At 43.2% G+C, this 22606-nt stretch carries 22 protein-coding genes; 19 read left to right on the forward strand and 3 right to left on the reverse strand.

The genetic code is table 11. The annotated features are described in order from the left end of the window. Positions 1 to 32: 32 nt before the first annotated feature. The 4 genes from MCG46_RS08290 to MCG46_RS08305 all read left to right on the forward strand — a co-directional run bounded on the left by MCG46_RS08290 (position 33) and on the right by MCG46_RS08305 (position 4317). On the forward strand, positions 33 to 767 hold the full coding sequence (locus tag MCG46_RS08290) for a pseudouridine synthase (RefSeq protein ID WP_020223298.1): 735 nt from the start codon (positions 33 to 35) through the stop codon (positions 765 to 767). Next, on the forward strand, positions 767 to 1447 hold the full coding sequence (locus tag MCG46_RS08295; protein ID WP_240279276.1) for a YjjG family noncanonical pyrimidine nucleotidase: 681 nt from the start codon (positions 767 to 769) through the stop codon (positions 1445 to 1447). The genes MCG46_RS08290 and MCG46_RS08295 overlap by 1 nt, the downstream gene beginning before the upstream one ends. Positions 1448 to 1660: 213 nt before the next feature. Then, positions 1661 to 2545: a LysR family transcriptional regulator gene (locus tag MCG46_RS08300; RefSeq protein WP_240279277.1), complete on the forward strand. Its 885-nt coding sequence runs from the start codon at positions 1661 to 1663 to the stop codon at positions 2543 to 2545. Between the two features lie 92 nt (positions 2546 to 2637). Further along, positions 2638 to 4317, forward strand: a complete 1680-nt coding sequence (locus MCG46_RS08305) for an FAD-dependent oxidoreductase (protein ID WP_240279278.1) — start codon at positions 2638 to 2640, stop codon at positions 4315 to 4317. Positions 4318 to 4445: 128 nt separating this feature from the next. Here the strand turns inward: MCG46_RS08305 and MCG46_RS08310 are convergent, their stop codons facing one another. The 3 genes from MCG46_RS08310 to MCG46_RS08320 form a co-directional block, all read right to left on the reverse strand. Beyond that, complete coding sequence (locus MCG46_RS08310) at positions 4446 to 5348, reverse strand: hypothetical protein (protein ID WP_240279279.1); 903 nt, start codon at positions 5346 to 5348, stop codon at positions 4446 to 4448. A 102-nt stretch (positions 5349 to 5450) separates the two neighbouring features. Next, positions 5451 to 5750: a hypothetical protein gene (locus tag MCG46_RS08315; protein ID WP_240279280.1), complete on the reverse strand. Its 300-nt coding sequence runs from the start codon at positions 5748 to 5750 to the stop codon at positions 5451 to 5453. Beyond that, positions 5747 to 7402, reverse strand: coding sequence for an Rqc2 family fibronectin-binding protein (locus tag MCG46_RS08320; protein WP_240279281.1), 1656 nt, complete (start codon positions 7400 to 7402; stop codon positions 5747 to 5749). The genes MCG46_RS08315 and MCG46_RS08320 overlap by 4 nt, the downstream gene beginning before the upstream one ends. A gap of 137 nt (positions 7403 to 7539) precedes the next feature. Here MCG46_RS08320 and gmk point away from each other — a divergent pair, with 137 nt between their 5' ends. From gmk to MCG46_RS08395, 15 genes are all read left to right on the forward strand, one after another. Then, positions 7540 to 8103, forward strand: coding sequence for a guanylate kinase (gene gmk / locus MCG46_RS08325; RefSeq protein WP_154238027.1), 564 nt, complete (start codon positions 7540 to 7542; stop codon positions 8101 to 8103). Between the two features lie 199 nt (positions 8104 to 8302). Further along, entirely contained in the window at positions 8303 to 9046 is a 744-nt protein-coding gene (locus MCG46_RS08330; RefSeq protein ID WP_240279282.1) for a sugar isomerase domain-containing protein, read from the forward strand. A gap of 11 nt (positions 9047 to 9057) precedes the next feature. Further along, positions 9058 to 9807, forward strand: a complete 750-nt coding sequence (locus MCG46_RS08335; RefSeq protein ID WP_154238025.1) for a sugar isomerase domain-containing protein — start codon at positions 9058 to 9060, stop codon at positions 9805 to 9807. A gap of 23 nt (positions 9808 to 9830) precedes the next feature. Further along, positions 9831 to 10553 (forward strand): sugar isomerase domain-containing protein, encoded by a 723-nt coding sequence (locus MCG46_RS08340; RefSeq protein ID WP_020223308.1) that lies wholly within the window; start codon positions 9831 to 9833, stop codon positions 10551 to 10553. Between the two features lie 128 nt (positions 10554 to 10681). Continuing rightward, the gene (locus tag MCG46_RS08345) at positions 10682 to 12001 is read left to right on the forward strand and encodes an RNA-binding domain-containing protein (RefSeq protein ID WP_240279283.1); all 1320 of its coding nucleotides are present in this window, start codon (positions 10682 to 10684) and stop codon (positions 11999 to 12001) included. A 345-nt stretch (positions 12002 to 12346) separates the two neighbouring features. After that, positions 12347 to 12862 carry a transcription termination/antitermination protein NusG gene (gene nusG, locus MCG46_RS08350; RefSeq protein WP_240279285.1) on the forward strand — a complete coding sequence of 172 codons (516 nt, stop codon included), beginning with the start codon at positions 12347 to 12349 and terminating at the stop codon, positions 12860 to 12862. 116 nt (positions 12863 to 12978) lie between these two features. After that, complete coding sequence (locus MCG46_RS08355) at positions 12979 to 14037, forward strand: LCP family protein (RefSeq protein WP_240279286.1); 1059 nt, start codon at positions 12979 to 12981, stop codon at positions 14035 to 14037. Between the two features lie 46 nt (positions 14038 to 14083). Further along, a complete protein-coding gene (locus MCG46_RS08360; protein WP_240279288.1) occupies positions 14084 to 14791 on the forward strand; it encodes a YveK family protein in 708 nt (235 codons plus the stop codon). Then, a complete protein-coding gene (locus MCG46_RS08365; RefSeq protein ID WP_240279290.1) occupies positions 14791 to 15546 on the forward strand; it encodes a CpsD/CapB family tyrosine-protein kinase in 756 nt (251 codons plus the stop codon). Before MCG46_RS08360 ends, MCG46_RS08365 begins: the two co-directional genes overlap by 1 nt. Continuing rightward, the gene (locus tag MCG46_RS08370) at positions 15543 to 16289 is read left to right on the forward strand and encodes a tyrosine-protein phosphatase (RefSeq protein ID WP_240279292.1); all 747 of its coding nucleotides are present in this window, start codon (positions 15543 to 15545) and stop codon (positions 16287 to 16289) included. The genes MCG46_RS08365 and MCG46_RS08370 overlap by 4 nt, the downstream gene beginning before the upstream one ends. Before the next feature lie 41 nt (positions 16290 to 16330). Continuing rightward, entirely contained in the window at positions 16331 to 18340 is a 2010-nt protein-coding gene (locus MCG46_RS08375; protein WP_240279297.1) for a nucleoside-diphosphate sugar epimerase/dehydratase, read from the forward strand. Between the two features lie 19 nt (positions 18341 to 18359). Further along, positions 18360 to 19565 (forward strand): DegT/DnrJ/EryC1/StrS family aminotransferase, encoded by a 1206-nt coding sequence (locus tag MCG46_RS08380; protein ID WP_240279298.1) that lies wholly within the window; start codon positions 18360 to 18362, stop codon positions 19563 to 19565. Between the two features lie 19 nt (positions 19566 to 19584). Then, positions 19585 to 20334, forward strand: a complete 750-nt coding sequence (locus MCG46_RS08385; protein ID WP_240279299.1) for a sugar transferase — start codon at positions 19585 to 19587, stop codon at positions 20332 to 20334. 2 nt (positions 20335 to 20336) lie between these two features. Continuing rightward, positions 20337 to 21479 carry a glycosyltransferase family 4 protein gene (locus MCG46_RS08390; protein WP_240279300.1) on the forward strand — a complete coding sequence of 381 codons (1143 nt, stop codon included), beginning with the start codon at positions 20337 to 20339 and terminating at the stop codon, positions 21477 to 21479. Positions 21480 to 21502: 23 nt separating this feature from the next. Further along, the gene (locus MCG46_RS08395; RefSeq protein ID WP_240279302.1) at positions 21503 to 22597 is read left to right on the forward strand and encodes a glycosyltransferase family 4 protein; all 1095 of its coding nucleotides are present in this window, start codon (positions 21503 to 21505) and stop codon (positions 22595 to 22597) included. The last annotated feature ends 9 nt before the right edge of the window (positions 22598 to 22606 follow it).

Below are 22606 nucleotides of genomic sequence, written 5' to 3' on the forward strand. Positions count from 1 at the left end.
TAAAATAAGAAGGCAAAGGATGGAGATAAATTATGGATCGACTGCAAAAAATTATTGCGGCCAGCGGTCTGACTTCCCGACGCAAAGCAGAGGAATTGATTCTGCAGGGGCGTGTGAAGGTCGACGGTCAGGTTGTAACGGAATTAGGTGTAAAACCACGCAAGGGAGCTTTGATCGAAGTTGACGGCAAAGCGATTGCGCGCGAAGATAAAGTGTATTATGTCATGAATAAGCCGAAAAAGGTGCTGTGTACGCTCAATGATGAGCATGCCCGGCGAACGGTTGTCGATTTGATGAGTGATGTGCCGCAGCGGGTGTTTCCGGTAGGCCGGCTGGACTATGATACGACCGGCGTGCTGATCATGACCAACGACGGTGAATTCGCCAATGAAATCATTCATCCCCGTTATCATATCGCCAAGGTTTATGAGGTAACGATCAACGGGATTTTGAAAACAGAGGAGATCAAGCAGCTGGAACAGGGCGTTGTTCTGGACGATGGGATCAAGACACTGCCGGCGAAGCTGTGGGTCACGAATAAGGATTTTGCCCATGAACAGACATCGTTTGAATTAACGATTCAGGAGGGGCGCAACCGTCAGATCAAGCGGATGCTGGAGGTTTTCGGTTATGAGGTTCGCCGTCTGCACCGCCGCTCTTTGGGGCCGATTACGGTGCGCGGTCTAAATGTCGGAGAATACCGGCTGATGAAACCGTTTGAGGTTAAGCAGCTGCGCCGATTAGCGAATGAGGGTCGGTTAAAATAATGCGGTACAGCACGTTATTGTGGGATTTAGACGGCACGCTGTATGATTTTGAAAAAAATGAGGATCGTTCCCTGCGCCGGATTCTGGATGATTTCGGTGTCGGGGCAACCGCGGAGCATCTTGCCTGTTACCGGCGGATCAATCATCAGCTGTGGTCGGATTATGAACAAGGGTTGATTGGCAAGCCGGTCATTGAGGACACGCGGTTTCAGCGGACCTTTGATGAATTGGGTGTCAACGCCGATGGATTAGCCGCTTCCCGGGCGTATCGAAAGCTTTTGATGCAGGGCTATGATCTGATTGAGGGCGCCTTTGAAATCATGGAAGCACTGCAGGGAAAAGTAGAAATGGACGTGATTACCAACGGTGACGGACCTACGCAGCGGCAGCGTTTAGCCGGGGCAGATATGGCAAAGTATTTTACGCATCTGTTCATTTCGGATGAGCTGGGCGTGCAGAAGCCGCAGGCTGAATTCTTTGAGCCGGTGCTGCGGACGATTGCGGAAAAAGATCCGCGCCGGATTTTAGTGATCGGGGACTCTCTGAGCTCGGATATTGCCGGCGGTCAGGCAGCAGGGCTGGATACATGCTGGATTAATCGGAAACATCAGTCAATGACGCTAAAGGAAAAGCCAACGTGGCAGATTAATGACCTCTGTCAGCTGCTGGAAATTTTATAAGCCTGAAGTAAGCATGAATGAACCTTGGGAACGATCCTGTTCAAGAAAAGGTTCATTTTTTGTGTTTGTCAGGCTTTTTCAGTTCGAGCTTGACCTGCATTGGAAATTTAGGTAAAGTTTTTTATGGAATATATACGCTTAGGCTAAATTTGAGATCTGGCAATTTATTTTCCATCTGATGGTAAAAAAACGAACAGGAAAGAGGGCAGAAGAATGGAAATCCAGCAGTTAAAATATTTTGTCTGTGCCGTTCATTACGGCAGTATCATTAAGGCTTCCCAGGAACTCTACATCACCCGGCAGACGATCAGCTCAGCTTTGACTCAGCTGGAGAGCGAGCTTGGATTCAGTCTTCTGCAAAGAGGGAAGAACGGCGTCGAGCTGACAAGTGAAGGCCAGCTCTTTTACGGCCGGATCGCTCATCAGTTTGAAGAATTCGAGAAAATCGAAAAGGAACTGCGGGAATTTTCCAGTCAGTATCGACTCCCGATTAAAATTGGGATTGTCAGCTGGGCAGATCAGCGGGAAGTCACTCTTTTGGAAAGATGGATTCAGGCTCATCCCGAAATACAGGGGGAGATTTTATTTCTCAGCGGCCGTCAAAGCAATGAAATGCTGGAGCAGGGACAGCTGCATTTTTGTCTGACGACAATGCCCAGCGAAGCCAATCTCAACTTTACCAGCGAGCAGGTTGCGGAATATCCGCTGATGTTGGCGGTGCATCGGGATAATCCGCTGGCTGGAAAAATGCAGATCACAGCCCAGGATTTTCACAGTCAGACAATTCTGACAACCACCCTGGGTTATGGTAAATTAGAATATACGGGTCAGAAATGGATGCCGTTTGAAATAGAACAACATCAGATTTGTACAGAGGATCCGATTTATCTGTATTCTCTGTTGGCCGCAAACCGAGGTGTCATGGCTTGTCATGATCAAAATACGCTGCTTAATCAAATGCGGGATATCCGTCTGATTCCGTTCACCCAGGGATTTACCTTTCCTTATTTTCTGCGCACTTCCTCATCCACGATGCGTAAAAGACAATATGACGAGGTGGCGCGGGAACTGACGAGCTATTTGAAACAAAATTTATAAGTTGATCAATTCCCATGACGGAAGCTGCTTGTTTTTGCTTCTGTTTTGCTTTCGCTGAACTTGATAAAATGAGAACAAAAGGAGCGAAAGAAATGAAAGAATATTCACGCAGAGATTTTCTTAAAGGCACCGCTGTCGGAGTGATCGGATTATCCGGTCTGTCCCTGATCACCGGCTGCAATTCTACTACTGCACCTGCTGAAAAAGGCAGCGAGCTGACCTGGGATCAAGAAACCGAGATCATCGTCGTCGGAACGGGAACTGTCATTACCGCTGCGATTGCAGCCTGTGAGATGGGAATTTCATCCATCACGGTTTTAGAAAAGGATGAGAACATTTTCGGCGGCACGTCGACGACTTCCGGAGGCGGCTATGCACTGCCCGGTTTTCTGAATGATTTTAAAGAAGAGAATAACGGGGACAGTCGGGAAAAGTGCTTGGCCTATATGCAGGCTGTAGGCGAGGACCGCATGAGCTTAAGTGTAATGGAGTCGTTTGTCGATCATGCTCAGGAATACTGTGACTGGACAAGACAGGCGTTAGGCTGGTCCAGGTTCATCCACTCCGGAGCCCATAATGATTATTATGACCGGTATCCGGAAAGCCTTGTGGTTGGCCGCGGCTCTGCTTTTCCGTTAGATCAGGACAATCAAATGCTGATGGCAGGCGCTCAGTGGAAACAATATCGGGAATACATTGATACCCACGATCAGATTCAGCTGATGATGGGGACGGCAGCCGAGGAGCTGATCGTCGATGAAAACCGTCGGGTGATCGGAGTGATCGCTCGACAGGGTGAGAAAACCTTGCGGATCAAAGCGGCCAAAGGTGTAATTCTTGGAACAGGAGGTTTTGATTACAATGAAGCCATGCGCCGAAATCATCTTTCCTTTCCGCTGTATCGTTCCTGTTCCAGCCACAATAACACCGGAGATGGACAGAAGATGGGAGCCCGTTTGGGAGCTCAGCTGGCTTTGATGGATCGGGTTATGGGTGTTCCGTTTATCTACGACAACCCAGTTTGGAATCCAGGGGACGACCGCAACTATGGAATTATGGCAACATCTGCATTGGCGGATTGGGCTTGTTATCTGAAATTTCCACATGCGATCTGCGTGAATGCCAAAGGGGAACGATTCGCCGATGAAAGCCGCGAATACGATGTTTTTAGCCGGGCATTCAGCGCTTATGATACCGGGACATTAAACTATGAGAACATTCCGGGTTATTTTATCTGTGACGCGGACTATACTTCTCAATTTAAACTGCCGGACGGTGCGACGGCGGAGGCTCTGCCGGATTACATCCAGTGTTATGACAGCCTGGAAGCACTGGCAGCAGGAATGGGAATTGATCCGACCGGCTTGCTGAAACAGGTGGAAGCATTTAACAGTTATGTGGATGCCGGAGCGGATCCGCAATGGCATCGCGGAGAAAGTGAGAATGCTTTGCGTACATTGCAGTCCAATTCGTATATGGCCCTGCCGGGAGTGGATTTCTCTCAGTTTACCACGCTGACGGCAACCCTGGGCAAGATCGAAAAGGCGCCGTTTTATTGCTGCCGGTATGTACCAGGAACCTGTGGAACCCGCGGCGGTCTGCTTACGGATGGACAGGCTCAGGTTTTGGATCAGGATAATAAGCCAATCGCTGGCTTATACGCTGTCGGAACCTGTTCTGCCGGTGTAGCTGGCTATTGGGCTGGCGGAGCCTGTATCTCACAGGGCTGCGTTATGGCCTATGTTGCTGCAAAACAGCTGGCCGCTCAATAATTTTCAAAGCATGAATAAGCAAAAAGAAGACTTAACAGAACTTCAGTTCTGAGAAAGTCTTCTTTTTATGTTAGTGATCAGGAAGTGATCCGGGGTTTTTGGAATTTGTACAGGAAGGATCAGCACTGTCAGCGAAAGGTTTTAACAAATTTAAGATATTTTATGATCCAGTCGGATTTCCACCAGTTTTTACTGACACTCCATGCCTCTGGATAATCAGACCAGGACCACGTAATTGCCCATGATCCATCAGATTCCTGTGTCCTTTCGATAAACTTACATTCAAGCTCACAGATTTCCTGATTTTCGATGTAGAAATCACTTGACTTCGAGCTGATAAAAAATGAGGGTTTACAGGCATAGTCAACGAGCCATGTATCAACATCATAAGTCAGAACCTGCTGGATCTGCCGCTGCAGCAGGTCTTTAAACTCTGTCAAATCAATCTGAGTATTCACTGTACTTTCTTTTAAGTAATCATACAGCTTGACAAAACAGGCGACATTTCCAACGGACTCCAACGGAAAGTGGGATTTAAAATAACGATAGGCTTCCTTTGCCAGGTTCAATGCCAGGGCAAAGAGTTCACTTTCCGAGTCCGCAAATTTGAAAATGAAAGTAATCAGACTGGCAGTTGGATTATAAGAAATTTCATGATTGGAAGTATGCTGCCACCAGGGAGCATGCGGCGCGTCATTGTTGGTCGCGATGGTATTGGCCCAGGTATGCCCATCAAAGTCTTTGCCTGAAGCTAAATAGTGAAGAATTCCCTGAACCAGAGGATGTTCTTTATCTTCCAGTCCTGTTTCTCGGATTATTTCCGTTGCCGCCCATGTCTGGATTGGGGAAGAATTGGGATTCCAGCAATCTGGTTCTAAACCGTGACCAAACCCGCCGTCGTCATTTTGATAGACGGCCAAGGCGGTGAATACCGCTTCGCGGCTGCCGTTTTCAAAACAAAATTGCCAGCGGGCAAGATCCAATGGCCGGGCATTCTGATAAATAAATTTTCTGGCTAAAAGTTCATTCATAGAAGATTCCTTTCTTCGTATAAGGATGAGTCGATGGGGGGGACAGTGATTGCAAATCCGCATTAACAGAAATGCCAAAGGCATTGAGAAGCTGTTTTTGTTTTAGGGATTGTCTTTCTTGGGTGGCAGGCGAAAGGTGAGAAACAGTTTGCCTAAGATCTGATCCCAGCCCTGATCCTCCGGCTCAACGATTCGCAGTTCTGTTTCTGCATGCAGATGATCAATGATCAGCACGGTGTTCTCGGTCTGATCCGTTACTTTTAAAAGGAGCATGATAACCTGGGGACTGATTTCCACCTGACTTAACAGCTGAGCGCGGATACAGCCCCATCGCAGTTCATATTTTAATTTTTTGACGACCTCCAGATATGGCAGTGTCAGACAGTAGCGTGTAGTTTTCATTGATTTTCTTTCAGCAGGGAATCCATCACTGCTTCTTCCGGATCAATATAGATGGTTTTGTAACTGGTCAGTGAAACAAAGCCAGGCTTGGCACCGGGAACCCGTTTGAGATTGCGGATTGGGCAATAATTGACCGGGACACTGCTGGAATAGCGGCCTTTGGAATAATAAGCCGCGACCATGGCAGCGCAGCGCAGCGTTTCCTCACTTGGCTGTTCACAATCCAGGACGACATGCGAACCGTGGAAATCCTTGGCATGAAACCACAGATCATTCTTGCGCGCCAGCTTGAATGTCAGCGCTTCATTCTGCAGGTTGTTCTTGCCGAAATATAAAGTCACGCCGTCAGCCAGATGAATTGTGGTAATCGCCGGCAGAGCTTTGGCTTTTTTGCGGTTGCGGCGGATTTTGGATTGAATCGGCTTCATGTAGCCCAACGCCGCGAGTTCCTCACGGATCTCGCGGGCATCCTCAAAGTTGGCCAGTTCCAGCTGCTGCTCCAGACCTTCAAAATACTCAATTTCCTGCTCGCACAGGGCAATCTGTTCCAACAGGTGCTCCTGGCCTTTTTTGCCTTTGTTGTACTTCTGGAAGCATTTCTTGGCGTTACCGCGGCCGTCAAAGCGCACGTCCAGATCAATTTTAACCTGCTGGCTTTGATCGAAAGTGTTCAAGGTGACGGATGGGGTACCCTTGGCAATGTTTTGTCCATAGGCGTATAACAAATCCCCGTACTCCCGCCATTTCTCACAGTCCAGTGCTTCCTGCAGCGCATCGTTGAGCTTTGGCAGCTTCTGCCGGTAATGCTTAAGCTGCTTGCGTACAAATTTAAACAAATCACCGGTCATCTGACGAATGCGGTCTTTTTCTTCCTTATGATAATAAAGGACATCCATGCCTTCCATCAGCGGATAGGCTTTCGCCGGCTGTTCAAACTGGGTTAAAGGGATCAGATGAAACTGAGTTTCCTTCGGCGTGTTGGTGATGAAAAGCGAATCGCTGTTTTCAAGCTGTTTCATGATCTCGGCAAACGTTTCACCGCGGTGCATCCGGGCCTCGACTTCCCGGCCTAACAGGGGTGAAAAACCGTCAAACTGCTGATGCAGCGGCTGTTGGAAATCCACGGTCAGCGCGGTAAACGGATTTTGTTTAGGCGCTTGTTCAGGCAGGGTGAACTGAGCTCCCGGCTGAATCGTGCGCTTGGTGTTTTCAAAGGGCGGAATCCGTTTTAAGGCGTCAAGAATGCGGTTGTTTTCATCAACCAGGATGACGTTGGCATATTTGCCCATTAATTCGACGTATAGCTTGCGGAACACTTTATCGCCGATCTCATTGCGCAGGGAAACCTCCATCACTAACCAACGGTCTAAGCCGCCCTGTTCGATAGAAAGAATTAAACCGCCTTCTAGATGCTTGCGCAGAAGCATGACAAAATGCGACGGCTCCTCCGGTGTCGGATAGGCGCGGTCGGTGAGATTGATGCGGTTGTATTGCGAATGGCAGGAGATCAGCAAATTCTTTTTCTCCCGCTGAGTCCGCAGATGGAACAACAGTTCCGTATTGGAAATCTGGTGGATTTTATTAATTTTGCAGGGTAATATTTCCTGAAACTGCCGGCACAGCGCGTGCAGCAGAAGTCCGTCTAAAGCCATTGTGATCAACCTTTCTCAAATGTGTTCCTATTATATCATGATTCTGATAAAACCCCAAACCGCACAGGCCGTGGAATTCGTTGACAATCGTGGTGAAGCTTTGTATTATTAAACTAAGGCAAAAGGAGGAAGGAAGCATGAAAAAGGGGTTGCTGATCGTGCTGAGCGGACCAAGCGGAGTCGGGAAGGGGACGATTCTGAAGGAGTTTGTTGAGGATCCGGAATTAAATTTAGCGTATTCGGTTTCCATGACGACCCGCGGGATGCGGCCGGGGGAAGTGGAAGGCGTCAATTATAACTTTGTTGACCGTCCGGCCTTTGAACAAGCGATCAAAGACGGCGAGCTGCTGGAGTATGCGGAATTTGTCGGCAACTATTACGGAACACCGCTAAAAAACGTTGAAAAGCTGCGCAGTGAGGGGAAAAATGTGCTGCTGGAAATCGAAGTGCAGGGTTGTCAGCAGGTCATGGAGAAATGTCCGGATGCCCTGACGATCTTTATCATCCCGCCTAGCATGGAAGAGCTGGAAAAACGGATCCGCGGCCGCGGTACTGAACCGGAAGAAATCGTGCAGCAGCGCTTAAGCAAGGCCAGCCGGGAGATGGAACTGGTGGATCAATATAAATTCATCGTCTGCAATGAAGATCCGAAACTGGCGGCTTCCATCATTTCTTTAATTATAAAACGGCATATGGAATAGAAGAATCGACAAATAGGTTCTTCTTTTATTTTGTCCGTTCCAACGTCAAATTATTTATTCTATATATTATGTGACGAATTGATTAAATTATCCAAAAACATCGTGAAAGCGGTTGACACTGTCCCCGAAAATAGCTATCATAAAGTCAGCGTAAAGGGTCATTCGCGGGAGTGATTCTGCGTGAAAGGGAGGTTTCAGTATGGCTGAAGCAAAAGAATTTTTCTCAGCTGCCAAACACGCTCTGGAAGAGGTTAAAAACACTCAGAGAGAGCCGATTTACCAGGCTGCCAAAATGATGGGCGACTGCATGCTGGAAAACGGTCTTGTTCAGTTGTTCGGGTTAGGACATGGACTGGCGTTTTCCATGGAACTGGGGTATCGTGCCGGCGGGTTGATGCCGTTCCACCAGATCAAAATGGAGGATTTATTGCTGCGCGGCGTCGTTTCTCCGGAAGAAGCGAACCAGCCTGATTTTAACGACCGCACTGATTTGGCGGACAAACTGTGGGATATGTACAATATCGATGATCACGATATGTTCATTCTGATTTCTAATCCGGCCAACAACGGTGTTATCGTTGAATTTGCAAAGAAAGTCAAAGAAATGGGCCGCAAGCTGATCGTGGTAACGTCAAAGGCGGAAGCGGAGGCTTCGGTTTCGCGTCATCCATCCGGGAAGAAACTGACGGATTATGCAGATCTGATTTTGGATAACTGCGCGCCAAGTCCGGATATGGTCGTTTCTCTGGAAAATGGTCAGAAGATCAATCAGGTTTCCACAGTGACCGGCAACGTTATTGCACAGATGCTGTGTGCTGAAACTTATCACTATCTGACCGGATTAGGCCATGACTGTCCGGTATTGCTGAGCGCCAATGTGAAGGGTGCCGATGTCCATAACCGCGAAATCTCAGATGTCTATCTGGGACGCTGGAATTCCTAGGAGGTGCGCTCATGAAAGAAATTACAATGGATTTGTTCTATGAGGAAATGCTGAAAGTTGTCGATGTACTGGAAGGCAAAGAGATGGACAATATCCGCAAGGCTTCAGAGGTCTGCGCGGAAACGATTGCTCAGGGTGGTGTCGTACATGTCTTTGGTTCCGGGCATTCTGTTGGATTTGGCATGGAACTGGCCGGCCGTCCGGGATCTTTAGTTCCATTCCATACGATCGTCACCAGTGATTTCGTTCTGCATGGCAAGGTTACACTGGAAGAGTTTAAAGATCCGGACAATATTTTTGAACGCCGTGCCGATATTGCAGACCGACTGTACGACCTGTATGACATCCGTCCGCAGGACAGCTTCATCATCATCTCGAATTCCGGAATCAACGGTGTCGTCATTGATTTTGCGATCAAAGCGAAGGCGGAAGGCCACAAGGTCATCGTTGTGACCAGCTGGCAGCATACCAGTGCAGAAGCCAGCCGTCATCCAAGCGGCAAGAAGCTGTATGAGATGGGCGATGTGGTCATTGATAACTGCGGTCCGCAGGGCGATGCTCTGATTGAAACCGGCAAGATTGAAAAGATCTGCTCGATTTCTTCGATTACCGGTGCATTTATCGCTCAGTCGATCACGACAGAAACCTGCCGGCTGTTAAGTGAGAAGGGCGTGGAACTGCCGCTGTTGCTGAGTGAAGAAACCGAAGAAAACCGCAGACACAATGCAGAATTAAGACAGAAATACGCAGGCCGTATTTAATTAAGGAAAAGGGAGGTACTAAAATGTACAATTTTGAATACATGAACAAGGTCGATGAGCTGCTGCACACGGTGGATGATGCTAACAAGGAAAAAATCCAGGAATTGGCAGTCAAGTTTGCCGACAACATCAAGAACAATCACATCATCCATGTCTTTGGCACAGGTCATTCCCACATGATCGGTATTGAACTGTTCTGCCGTGCTGGCGGACTGGGCAATGTCAACGCGATCCTGGATCCAGATGCGCTGACTAACTTCGGCGCCCGCCGCAGCGGTGCAATGGAAAAGGTTTCTGGCTTGGCAGATGTCATCTTTGATCAGTATAAAATTGACAAAGACGATATCATGATCATCATCTCCAACTCCGGCCGTAACGCCGTTCCAGTTGAAATGGCTATGCGCTGCCAGAAAGAGGGCGTCTATTCTATCGCTTTAACCAATCTGCACCAGTCGCAGAACACAACCAGCCGTCATCCAAGCGGCAAGCGTCTGTTTGAATGCGTTGACTGCATTCTGGACAACTGTGTTCCTGACGGCGATGCTTTGATGAATGTCGGCGGCGTTGCAACCGGTCCAGGCAGCACAATCTCCAGCATCTTTGTTCTGGATACGATCGTCAATGAAGCACTGAAGATCCTGGCGGCTGAAGGCTGTGAATTGCCGGTATTCCAGAGCCAGAACGTCGATGGCTTCAACAATGATGCGATCTATGCGAAGTATGAAGATCGCGTAAAACATTTCTAAGAATCAGAGAAACAGACTGCAGCATGAATTCAAAGTGCTGCAGTTTTTTTGCGGACTTGTTGAAGATGGTTCTTTCTCTTCCCTTCATTCCCTGACAAGATAGAAAGAGAAAGAAAGGGGGCCGTGACATGTTTGACTTTGAAAACCAAGATTTGGAGTTTAAACAGGAATACACTTCAGATATAAGAAAAGATGTGATTGCTTTTGCGAATGCAGAAGGAGGAACCATTCTTATCGGAATCCGCAAGGATAGAAGAATCTTAGATGTGGTGGATCCCGATTCTGTGATGCTTCAAATTGTGAATTCATTGAAAGATTCCATAGTCCCGGATATCATGCCTTTTGTGATTGTGAAAACGAAAAAAATAGAAGGAAAATTCATTATTGTAGTTGATGTATCAATAGGGATCTATCGTCCTTATTATCTAAAAGAGAAAGGCTTGAAACCAAGTGGTGTCTATATCCGGAAGGGAAGTTCCTCACAACCGATGACAGATGAAGGAATTCGGGAGATGATTGTTCAAAGTAGCGGAAAATCCTATGAAGCTTTAAGAAGTTTGACTCAAGAACTTACCTTTTTAACACTGAGTAAAGAATTAGAGAAAAAATCAGTTGATTTCAGTTCATCTAAAATGAAAACTTTAAAACTAATTGGAGATGATGGACTGTATACAAATTTAGCCTACTTGGTTTCTGATCAATGTGAAGTAACAATAAAAATTACTTTATTTCAAGGCACGGATAAAGCTGTATTCAGGGATCGAAAAGAGTTTTTCGGATCAATTTTAAAGCAGTTGGAGGAAGTCTACGAATTTATTGATTTGGTGAATAAAACCAAAGCTACATTCTCTGGACTAGATCGTTTGGATAAACGTGATTATCCTCAAGAAGCCGTAAGAGAAGCTCTATTAAATTGTATTGTTCATCGAGATTACTCATTTAGCGGAAGTAATATCGTTAATATTTATGATGATCGGATTGAATTTGTATCGCTGGGTGGATTAGTTCCTGGACTGGAAATGAAATCGATTTTCTTAGGTGTTTCGCAATCAAGAAATCCAAATTTGGCTGCTTTGTTCTATCGCATGTGTTTAATAGAAAGTTATGGAACGGGAATTAGTCAAATCCAGCGCGCTTATCATAACGAAGAAAGACATCCTGTTTTTGAAACAGCGAAGGGTGTGTTCCGAGTGACTTTACCAAACCGAAATGAGTTCAGTGAACTTGTGAGATTAGAATCTTCTGATGAATTCGAAGGTATATTAGAAAAACAAAAAAACAGAATCTTAGAAATAGCCTTAAAACAAGGTCAAGTAACTAGAAAAGATGTAGAAGAATTATTAAAAGCGGGGTCAACAAAAGCCTTTCGTTTGCTGCGGCAGTTATGTGAAGAAGGCAAACTGCAGAGTGTAGGCAATGGGAAACTTAGTCATTATGTACTAAAATAAGTTTAGATATAATTTAATGAAGGAGCTGTGACGCAAATATCTAAAAGCGTTGCAGCTCTTTTTTTTATTTTCAAGTTATTCAGAAAAATAAAAACTAACCATTCATGTCATTAATACTGTCGTTGATGACATTTCTTCTTCTAATTGTGTAAAAAAAATTAGACTTTTTTTGACTGATAAACTAGATCTGGAAATTACTGTAAAAAGCATGTTTATTCAGTCTTTATTCATTATAAAGGGCCTACTTTTTAATGTCAATAAAAGTCTACTTTAAATTACAGACTTGTTGACAACTTCGCGGGTGGCGAGAGAAGCGGTCGTTTTTTTATTAAAGGGGGTGAAGGGTTGAACTGGTATTTTATTGAAACGGAACGATTTGAAGAAGCGAAAGTAAAAGAAATCCTGATTGATTCAGGCTTTAACGCCTTTATCCCAAAGAAAGAAATGTACTTTAAAAAAGGAGATTTCACGACAATGACTCACCGGCTGTTGTTTCCAGGGACGGTTATGGTCTGCGATCCGGAATCACCACCGCAATTTACCCAAAAGTTGAATGACTGGCTTGCTTTAAAGAAATCGGGATCAGAACTCATTCGGTTAGAATCGGATACTTATTATTGCTTATCTAATAAGGAGAAAGCTTGTTTAAGTCAATTGTTAGACAGTCAAAAGATTCTACGATTTTCAACAGGTGTGATTCGACAACGGGAGCTTCATGTCCAAAAAGGTCCTTTACAAGGTCACGAAAAAGAAATACAGAAGATCAAACGCCATCAACGCTTAGCGACATTGCCTGTTCAGCTATGCGGTCAAACGATAGCCTTAATCATAGGCTTAGAAGTAATTGAAAAAATCGGATAGAAAACAAATAGTTGTTGCGGCACTTTTGATTCATCCGAGATCATCTTTTACAAACTCATCGTGTGCTTGAGGTGGCGAAGCCTACCTTTTTTATATAGACCAAAGGATGTGACAGATTGAAAAAACAAAAAAGCCCCCACAAAAAAGACAAGAAAACAAGGATCTTATTGATTGTAATAGGTATTCTTGCTTCTTTCATCCTCATTCTCGTTCTAGGTGGAAATCTCTATATCGATTCTTTATTGAATAGAACGATTCGTTCAAAGAAACTTTCCAATGAAGACGCCTTAGTCAGCCAAGAAGTCTTAGATCAAGTTAAGAATCACCGTATAGTGAATATTGCCTTATTTGGCTCTGACAATGCCAGAAAAGCTCAGTGGAATGACTATGAGATGGAGCGTTCTGATGCCATAAAGATTATTTCTTTAGATTTTGATTCCAAGAAGATAAAAATTACTTCTTTGCAGCGAGATACGTTAGTCTACATTCCAGAACCCTACAATGATTATGATAAGCTCAACCATGCCCATTGGCGAGGCGGGTCGGAACTGGCAGTGAAAACATTGAATTATAACTTTGACTTGGATATCACTCAATATGTAGGTTTTAGTTTTGAAGCGTTAGAGGCATTAATTGATTTAGTCGGTGGTATAGATATAACACTACCAGATGGACTCTTAGCTACACAAGTGATGAATTTAGGGGCGACTCGGGATGAAAATGTCTTTCACCTGAAAGGAAAACAAGCGCTGGGTTATTGCCGTATTCGTGAAGTGGATGATGACTTTCATCGTATGGATCGACAAAATGAAGTCATTCTGAAAATCTTAGAGAAGTTATCCAAAAAGAATGTGTTTGAATTAATGGAAATCGTGGATGAAATGCTTCCTTATGTGGAAACCAACTTAACGAATAACGAGATCAAAAATGATATCACTTCCTTGTTGAGTTTTGATTTAAAGCATATTGACCAATTTCAGATCCCATCGAAAGGGATGGATTCGATTGAGAAAGTCATTGAATACAATGGATTCGGTCCAATCTATATGATGGAAAATTATGAGGATCTAGCGAAGGAACTCCATTGGAATATCTATGAAGATGAGAGTTATCAACCGAGTTCCAATATCGTTCAATTAGAAAGAAGCATACAAAATCAATTTGGAGGATCCTGAAGATAGGATTCTTTTTATATAGAGAAGAGAAAAAGGGAGATAGAAAATGTACGAAAACGACGAAATTGAAATTGATCTTTCGCGGGTGTTTGGAATTGTGAAGAAGCATTTCAAACCTTTCGCTTTGATCATCTTGGCGACCTCGATTGTTGCCGCTTTAGTGACTTTGTTTCTGATACCCAAGAAGTATACCGCAGAAGCGAAGCTGATTATTGTCCAGAAGTCGAATCCAGACAGTCAACAGATCAGCTACAATGATCTTCAGACATCGCAAAAGCTGGTCAATACCTATAGTGAAATCTTAAAGAGTGAAGCGATTAGTGATGATGTCATCCAAAATTTGAAATTAGATCAAGACGGAATTGACCATACATCTTATTTAGGTATGGTCAGTATCTCTTCGGTCAAAGATACAGAAGTCATTAAGATCTCAGTAGAAACGAAAGATCCTAAGCTTTCAGCCAATATCGCGAATGAAATTGTTTCAGTTTTCCGAAGAAAGATCGTCACGATCATGAATATTGAAAACGTCACAGTATTAAATTCTGCGAAAGTGCCTGAACAAAAATCCAGCCCATCCAATCTTAAGAATACCTTGATTGGGTTTCTGCTTGGCTGTGTCATTGATGGCTGCATCGTGGTGTATCTCTTATTGAATGATCGTAATATTCGAACCGAAGAAGAAATGAAACAGATCTTTGATTATCCGATTATTGGATTGATTCCAGATATGAATGCAGGGGGGACAGAGTAATGTTAAGAGTCGGGGATGAATTGATTACATTAACCGATCCAGATGCTCCTGCATCGGAAGCCTATCGTACCTTAAGAACCAATATCTTAATGCGCAATTTCGATAAGGATATGAAAGTAATTAATATTATATCCACAACAGCGCAGGAAGGGAAAAGCACTTGTGTCTTAAACTTGGCGATGGTTTATGCTCAGCTTCAAAAGAAAGTTCTTGTCATTGATTTGGACTTAAGAATGCCTACGATCCATAAGAAGCTGAAACTAAAGAATAAAAAGGGCATCTCAGATATTATAGGCCATCAAGCAGAGTTTGAAGAGGTTGTGTTACAACCTTATGAACATGTGGATGTGATTACCGCGGGGACAAAGATCCCCTTTGCTTCCGAGTTCATTCAGTCGAATGCGTTAAAAGTATTTATTGATGAACGAAGAGAAGAATATGATTTGATTTTGTTGGATTGCCCTCCAGTGGGCTTAGTCACCGATGGTGTGGTAGCGGCCAGTTATTGTGATGGGACAATTCTTGTGTGTGCTTCTAATCGCAATGACCGTAAGGAATTACTGCGAGTGAAGGATCAGTTAGAACAGACCCAAGTCAACGTGATTGGGATTGTCATGACGATGATGCCAGTTCAGAAGAAGTACTATAACAGCTATGGCTATCGTTACAGTGACAGTCAGAAGAAAGCTCCAAATAAAAAGAAACAACCGAATTTGTTAGGTTCATTGAATAAGAAAAGCGGCAAAAAGAAATGATTGATATTCACAGCCATTTAGTACCTGGAGTGGATGATGGTAGTCAAAGCTTAGAAGAATCCTTAGCTTTATTAAAACAAGCAGAAGAAGATGGGATAACAGAGTTGATTATGACACCCCATTTCATGAAGAATGGCGAATTTCGGATTAAAGCTTCAGAGTTGGTGAAACGATTCAATGAACTAAAACAAGCTTATCAAGGTTCGATTAAACTTCACTTAGGGAATGAACTTTATATTCACCCTGATTTGCCAGAATTATTTGAAAAGGGAGACATCTTAACCTTGGCAGAATCCAAAACCATTCTCGTTGAGTTTCCATTTCAGAGTTACAAGGATGAATATGATGAGATTCTCTATGAATTATCTCTGAAGTATCAGATTATCATCGCTCATCCTGAGCGATATCACTACGTACAAGAAGATCCCAACTTTTGTTTGCGCTGGTTGAAGGAAGGCTATTGTCTTCAATCAAATCAGAATAGCTTATTCAAAAAGGAAACGAAGAAGATCTTGTTTTCTATGATTGAACATGGTTTCGTTAGCTTCGTTGCGAGTGATGCGCATAATGAATACCGACCATTAATTTTAAAGGAAGCTTATGACTTACTCGAAAACGAGTTTGGAGTGAGCGTCGCAAAGCAATTGACAGAAGAGAATCCAGAGAAACTTTTGGACAATAAAGAAATCCGAGTGAAATACCAAGAAATAGAGAAAAAGAAGAAACGATTTTTGTGGTTTTGACAAGAGTCGTTTTTTAGTTGGGGAAAAGGGGGAGAGAAAAAATGCAAGAGAGAAAACGAAAGATTGAACACTGGCATGTGATCTCTTTGTACCTGATTGTTTATGATGCTTTCACCGTGAACTTAGCATATCTGCTTGCCTTATGGTTTCGCTTTGATTGTCAGTTTACAAGGATTCCTCGGAGTTACTTAAATGCATGGATGCAATTCATACCTATTTATACAGTGATCTGTTTACTTGTCTTTTTTAGTTTGAAGCTCTATCGCAGTTTATGGCGCTTTGCGGGATACAGTGAACTGTTAAGAGTCACAGCTGCGACGATAGTGACAGGAATTCTTCATGCTTTAGGAATCATGACGTTCTTTCAGCCGATGCCAACGTCTTACTACTTGTTTGGGATGATTATCCAATTCAGTTTAACCATTGGAATTCGTTTCTCTTATCGGTTTGTTTTATTAGAAAGAAGTCGTCGAGAAAAAGCCCATAAAAAGAAACAGGAAAAGAACATCATGTTGATTGGAGCGGGGGATGCTGGACGACTGATCTTACGAGATGTTCAACGAACGGAATTTGATGTAGGCAAGGTTCAATGCATCATTGATGACAATCCAAATAAATGGGGACGCTTCATTGACGGAGTTCCGATTGTCGGAGGCCGGGATGATATCTTAGTCAATGTTGAGAAATACGAAATCCAACAGATTCTGGTGGCGATTCCGAGTGCTAAAGCAAAAGCAAAACGCGATATTCTGAATATCTGTAAAGAAACAGGCTGTGAGCTGAAGATGCTTCCAGGAATCTACCAGATGGTCAATGGCGATGTCGCTTTCTCCAAGATGAAAGAAGTGGCCGTGGAAGATCTCTTAGGAAGAGAACCCATTCAAGTTAATATGGATGAAATCTTTGAACACTTGAAAGGGAAGACAATCTTAGTTACTGGGGGCGGAGGATCCATTGGCAGCGAGTTATGCCGTCAGATCGCAGGCCATCATCCTCAACAACTCATTCTTTTTGAAATCTATGAAAACAATGCTTATGACATTGAACAGGAATTAAAACGGAAATATCCAGAGTTGAACTTGGTTGTTTTAATTGGCTCTGTCAGAGATAGCCGAAGAATTGATAGTGTCTTTGAAACGTATAAACCAGATATTGTCTATCATGCGGCAGCGCATAAACATGTCCCATTGATGGAAGGGAGCCCCAATGAAGCGATTAAGAACAACGTCATCGGTACATATAAGACGGCGTATGCAGCATTAAAGAATGGCTGTCAGCGATTTGTCCTTATCAGCACCGATAAAGCAGTCAATCCTACAAACATTATGGGGGCAAGTAAACGGCTGTGTGAGATGGTGATTCAGAGTATGAACCAGATCAGTCAGACCGGAAGCTATCATCTTCTTCCTCAGCTTTGGTCGCATACATGGAATCCAATCCAAGAGATTCAAGAAAATAAGATTAAAACTGAGTTTGTGGCAGTACGCTTTGGAAACGTGTTAGGAAGTAACGGATCAGTAATTCCTTTGTTTAAGAAACAAATTGCAGAAGGTGGGCCGGTAACGGTAACGCACCCGGATATTATTCGATACTTCATGACGATTCCGGAAGCTGTGAGCTTGGTCTTGCAAGCCGGAACCTATGCTAAGGGAGGAGAAATCTTCGTCTTAGATATGGGAGATCCCGTGAAGATTGATACATTGGCAAGAAATCTGATTAAACTGTCGGGTTATAAGCCGAATGTGGATATCCAGATTGAGTATACCGGATTGAGACCCGGTGAGAAATTATATGAAGAGAAACTGATGGCAGAAGAAGGGTTACAAACAACCCCAAACCAACTGATCCATATCGCAAAGCCCATTGCTTTTGATGTGGAACAGTTTATGAATCAAGTCGAGATCTTATCAGAAGCCAGTTACACAAACAGCTCAACAATTAAACAGCTAGTTTCTGAGATTATTCCAACCTATCATCCTAAGAAGAAGCAGGATGATATTGAAGGAATAAAAGTAAAGAAGTTAAACGAAAACATATTAGAAAAAGTTTAAATAAGAGAAGAGGGAAAATATGAGAAGTATACCATTTAGCCCACCTGATATTACTGAAGCAGAAATTGCGGAAGTGACCGATGCTCTTCGTTCGGGGTGGATTACGACTGGACCAAAGACAAAAAAACTGGAGCAAGAGATTGCGGAGTGGGTTGGGACAAAAAAATGTGTGTGTCTCAATTCTCAAACAGCCTGTGCAGAGACCGCCCTTCGTATTTTAGGAATAGGGGAAGGGGATGAGGTTATTACCTGTGCCTATACCTATACAGCAACAGCTTCTGTTGTATGTCACGTGGGAGCTAAACTGATTCTTGTAGATTGTCAGAAAGATAGTTTAGAAATGAATTACGAAGCTTTAGAGGAAGCCATAACAGAAAAAACTAAAGTAGTCATCCCTATTGATTTAGGTGGAATTCCTTGCGATTATGAGCGCATTTATGAAATTGTCGAGAGAAAGAAAAGGCTATTTCATGCGAATAATGAGATTCAAAAAGTTTATGGAAGAGTCATTGTCATGGCAGATGCAGCTCATGCGTTTGGTGCTGAGTGGCATGATAAGCGGGTTGGAAATGTTGCGGATATAACGAACTTCTCCTTTCATGCGGTAAAGAACTTTGTGACTGCAGAAGGAGGAGCAATGACTTGGAAATCGGTTGAAGGGATAGAGGATGAAGCTATTTATTATCAGGCACAGTTATTAAGCCTTCATGGACAGTCCAAAGATGCTCTGGCAAAGACGCAGCTTGGGGCATGGGAATATGACATTGTTGGGACTTGGTATAAATGCAATATGACAGATATAGCAGCTGCGATGGGATTAGCACAATTTGAGCGGTACCCGGGAATGTTGAAACGCAGACAAGAAATCATCACTCAATATGATGCGGTATTGAAACCATTAGGAATTCAAGTGCTAAATCACTATACAGAGAATTATAGTTCAAGCGGACATCTCTATATTACAAGGATACCTGGAGTGAATAGTGAGCAGCGTAATGAAATCATTATAAAAATGGCAGAAGTAGGGGTATCGTGTAATGTTCACTACAAGCCATTGCCTTTATTTACAGCATATAAAGATCTTGGGTTTGACATTAAGGATTACCCGAATACCTATGCGCATTATGAGAATGAAATTACGCTGCCGCTTCATACAAAACTGACAGATGATGATGTAGATTATGTTATTGAAAAATATTGTGAGATTTTGAAATCTTATATTTAAAAGGAATGAGAAAAAATAGATGCTTAAAAAATGGGAAGAATTGCCATTAGAAATGCAAACAGAAGAAGTTCGATATTATTACGATATCCTCTGTAAGAAAAAATTCAGCTTGGTAATAAAGCGTCTGTTTGACATTTTTATCTCTGCGATCATGCTGGCGGTTCTTTCGCCCGTTTTTTTAATTCTGGCGATTGCAATCAAAGTTGACTCTCACGGTCCGATATTTTATAGACAGGAGAGAGTGACTGCATATGGCAAACGGTTCCGTATTCATAAATTCCGCACAATGATCAATAATGCCGACAAGAAGGGCAGTCTAATCACTTTGAAGAATGATTGCCGTGTCACAAGAGTAGGCAGTTTGATTCGCAAATGCCGCCTGGATGAGATCAGTCAACTGATCGATGTATTCTTCGGAGATATGACGTTTGTCGGAACACGTCCAGAAGTCGTGAAGTATGTGAATCAGTATGCGCCTGTGATGATGGCAACACTGCTTCTTCCGGCAGGAGTTACATCTGAGGCGTGCATTCTCTATAAGGATGAAGATAAATTGCTTGATGATGTTGCGAATGTGGATGATGTCTATGTAGAAGAAGTGCTTCCCAGAAAGATGTATTACAACTTGAGGAGCATTGAGAAGTTTAGCTTCTGGGGAGATATCGGCACCATGCTTAAGACTATGTTTGCGGTGCTTGGCAAAGATTATGAGGCAGATGCTACTGGAGAGCTGGAGTTTGTGGCTTCTTTACATAAAGAGGAGTTATAGGTATGAGTAGGGATAAACCTTTAATTGCATTACTTACAAATAATGACGACGATGTGTACTGTTTCCGCAAGGAATTGATTGACGGCATCCTCGGAGAGGGATATGAAATGCTCATTTCCTGTCCGTATGGTGAGAAATTCGAACTGATGCAGGATTATCAGTATATATATGATGACCCGATCATCGACCGTCGAGGAACGAATGTTGTAGCAGACTTCAAGCTGCTTAAACATTATAGAAAGCTTTTCAAAAAACATAAGCCCGATGTCGTTTTGACATACACAGCAAAGCCTGGCGTATATGGAAGTATCGCTGCAAGAACTTGTGGTATTCCGTACATCAACAATGTAACTGGCTTTGGTAGTGTCCTGCATAAGACTAGGCTTATGCGTAGTTTTATTATGGGACTTTTCAAATTTGCCTATCGTGGTGCTGAATGTATCATGTTCCAAAACTCCACGAACATGAAGTTAGCGCAAGAATCTGGAATGGTCAAGGGTGAATGTAAGCTGATACCCGGTTCTGGTGTTGCACTCGAACGTTACCCTGTTCAGGACTATCCAGATGGAGGGAATGGTCTTGCGGGAGAAACTGTGCGTTTTAATTACTTCGGTCGTGTGATGCATGATAAAGGTGTGGATGACTACATTGAGTGTGCCAAGAGAATTAAGGCGAAATATCCAAACACAGAATTCAATATGTACGGATTTATTGAGCCTACAGAATCACACTACGATGTGGAATTGAAGAAACTTGGAGAGCAAGGCATTATTTTTTATCATGGTAGCCAGAAGGATGTAAAGCCATTTATAACTCGTGCTCATGCGATTATTCATCCTTCCACTTATGGTGAGGGAATGTCGAATGTACTTCTTGAAAATGCAAGTTCGGGTAGACCACTGATCACCACAGATAACCCTGGTTGTAAGGAAACTGTTGATAAAGGCAAGAGTGGTTTTATTTATCACGGCGGTAATGTAGACGAGCTTGTTGAGACTGTAGAGAAGTTCCTTAATATGCAAAATGAAGAACGCAAAGCGATGGGACTGGTCGGTCGAGCAAAGGTTGGAAAAGAATTTAGCAGACAGATCGTTGTGAAGGCGTATCTAGAGAAAATCGGAGAGATATTAGCGAACTCCCAATAATATCAGAGTAGAAAGGAAAACCAATGGAAAGGTATGCTGTTATTACGGTGCTTGACAATCTGTCAGAGACAAGTATGCCGTGGAATGAATTTGTTTTGTATCGTCACAATCAAGATAAGGATCTCAAACAGTATGTAATTGTGTGTGATTCAGCAAAAATTATCAATAGCATACCTGAGGATTTAGATATTACTTTCACCGGATTTAATTCGAAAGCAATTAGGCAAACAATGAAGCGAATATTGTCTGAATGTAAGGCTTCACAACTTGATTTTATTGTCCACTTGCATCAGAGCAAGTCAGCTGCCTATTTTAATTTAGCTACTTTTTTCTCTGGATATGCAAAGAAAACGTTATTTACTGTTCATAGTCAATTTCCAGCATATAATTTGCAGAACAAAATAGCGAGCTTATTTAATGCTTTGCATGCTAAACGCATAAATAATGTAAGCGCTACCTCATATACGGCATACCCGGGTTTAGTGAAAAAACTAAAGGGTAGTCGAATAACTTACATAGAAAATGGCGTTGACATTGATCGAATAGATCATATTATTTCAAATCACAAAATAAAAAAATGCCGAAGAAAACGCTTCGTTTATGTCGCACGAATGATACCACTGAAAAGGCATGAATTTATGATCGATGTTTTCCATGACATCAACCTGGATTATGAATTAGTGCTGATTGGTGCAGAAGACCCAAACGGAAAAATTAGAAATTTAATACAAGCGTATGGAATGAGCGACAAGGTGGTTTTGACCGGGTTGATTCCAAGAGAAGAATTGTTCACATTATTGGCAGATTCGGATGTATATGTGTCAACATCTTCCATAGAAGGACTGCCTGTGAGCGTTTTGGAGGCGATGGCAGTAAGGCTGCCTGCTGTTGTTTCTGATATTGATCCACATAAAGAAATCCTTAGAGCGTGTGATGCGATTGATATATTACCGTTTGATAAAGCCATGTGGGTACAGAAAATCAAAGAGATTATACAAACAAGTGATGATGTACTAGAAGAACGTGGTGCAAAGTGCAGAGATGCTGTTGTCGCCACCTTCTCGTTGAAAGCTATGCATCAAAGGTATTATGCAGAATACGAGAAGCTACTGAGATAATGTGATGGA

The sequence above is a fragment of the Holdemania massiliensis genome (assembly GCF_022440805.1).
GTDB lineage: Bacteria > Bacillota_I > Bacilli_A > Erysipelotrichales > Erysipelotrichaceae > Holdemania > Holdemania massiliensis_A.

Bases quoted from the DNA above. Each gene is read 5' to 3' on its own strand.
- MCG46_RS08290 (WP_020223298.1), top strand. From the start codon at position 33: ATGGATCGACTGCAAAAAATTATTGCGGCCAGCGGTCTGACTTCCCGA.
- MCG46_RS08335 (WP_154238025.1), top strand. From the start codon at position 9,058: ATGAAAGAAATTACAATGGATTTGTTCTATGAGGAAATGCTGAAAGTT.
- MCG46_RS08375 (WP_240279297.1), top strand. From the start codon at position 16,331: ATGCAAGAGAGAAAACGAAAGATTGAACACTGGCATGTGATCTCTTTG.
- MCG46_RS08360 (WP_240279288.1), top strand. From the start codon at position 14,084: ATGTACGAAAACGACGAAATTGAAATTGATCTTTCGCGGGTGTTTGGA.
- MCG46_RS08345 (WP_240279283.1), top strand. From the start codon at position 10,682: ATGTTTGACTTTGAAAACCAAGATTTGGAGTTTAAACAGGAATACACT.
- MCG46_RS08365 (WP_240279290.1), top strand. From the start codon at position 14,791: ATGTTAAGAGTCGGGGATGAATTGATTACATTAACCGATCCAGATGCT.
- gmk (WP_154238027.1), top strand. From the start codon at position 7,540: ATGAAAAAGGGGTTGCTGATCGTGCTGAGCGGACCAAGCGGAGTCGGG.
- MCG46_RS08295 (WP_240279276.1), top strand. From the start codon at position 767: ATGCGGTACAGCACGTTATTGTGGGATTTAGACGGCACGCTGTATGAT.
- MCG46_RS08300 (WP_240279277.1), top strand. From the start codon at position 1,661: ATGGAAATCCAGCAGTTAAAATATTTTGTCTGTGCCGTTCATTACGGC.
- MCG46_RS08370 (WP_240279292.1), top strand. From the start codon at position 15,543: ATGATTGATATTCACAGCCATTTAGTACCTGGAGTGGATGATGGTAGT.
- MCG46_RS08390 (WP_240279300.1), top strand. From the start codon at position 20,337: ATGAGTAGGGATAAACCTTTAATTGCATTACTTACAAATAATGACGAC.
- MCG46_RS08310 (WP_240279279.1), bottom strand. From the start codon at position 5,348: ATGAATGAACTTTTAGCCAGAAAATTTATTTATCAGAATGCCCGGCCA.
- MCG46_RS08385 (WP_240279299.1), top strand. From the start codon at position 19,585: ATGCTTAAAAAATGGGAAGAATTGCCATTAGAAATGCAAACAGAAGAA.
- MCG46_RS08395 (WP_240279302.1), top strand. From the start codon at position 21,503: ATGGAAAGGTATGCTGTTATTACGGTGCTTGACAATCTGTCAGAGACA.
- MCG46_RS08330 (WP_240279282.1), top strand. From the start codon at position 8,303: ATGGCTGAAGCAAAAGAATTTTTCTCAGCTGCCAAACACGCTCTGGAA.
- MCG46_RS08380 (WP_240279298.1), top strand. From the start codon at position 18,360: ATGAGAAGTATACCATTTAGCCCACCTGATATTACTGAAGCAGAAATT.
- MCG46_RS08320 (WP_240279281.1), bottom strand. From the start codon at position 7,402: ATGGCTTTAGACGGACTTCTGCTGCACGCGCTGTGCCGGCAGTTTCAG.
- MCG46_RS08340 (WP_020223308.1), top strand. From the start codon at position 9,831: ATGTACAATTTTGAATACATGAACAAGGTCGATGAGCTGCTGCACACG.
- MCG46_RS08315 (WP_240279280.1), bottom strand. From the start codon at position 5,750: ATGAAAACTACACGCTACTGTCTGACACTGCCATATCTGGAGGTCGTC.
- MCG46_RS08305 (WP_240279278.1), top strand. From the start codon at position 2,638: ATGAAAGAATATTCACGCAGAGATTTTCTTAAAGGCACCGCTGTCGGA.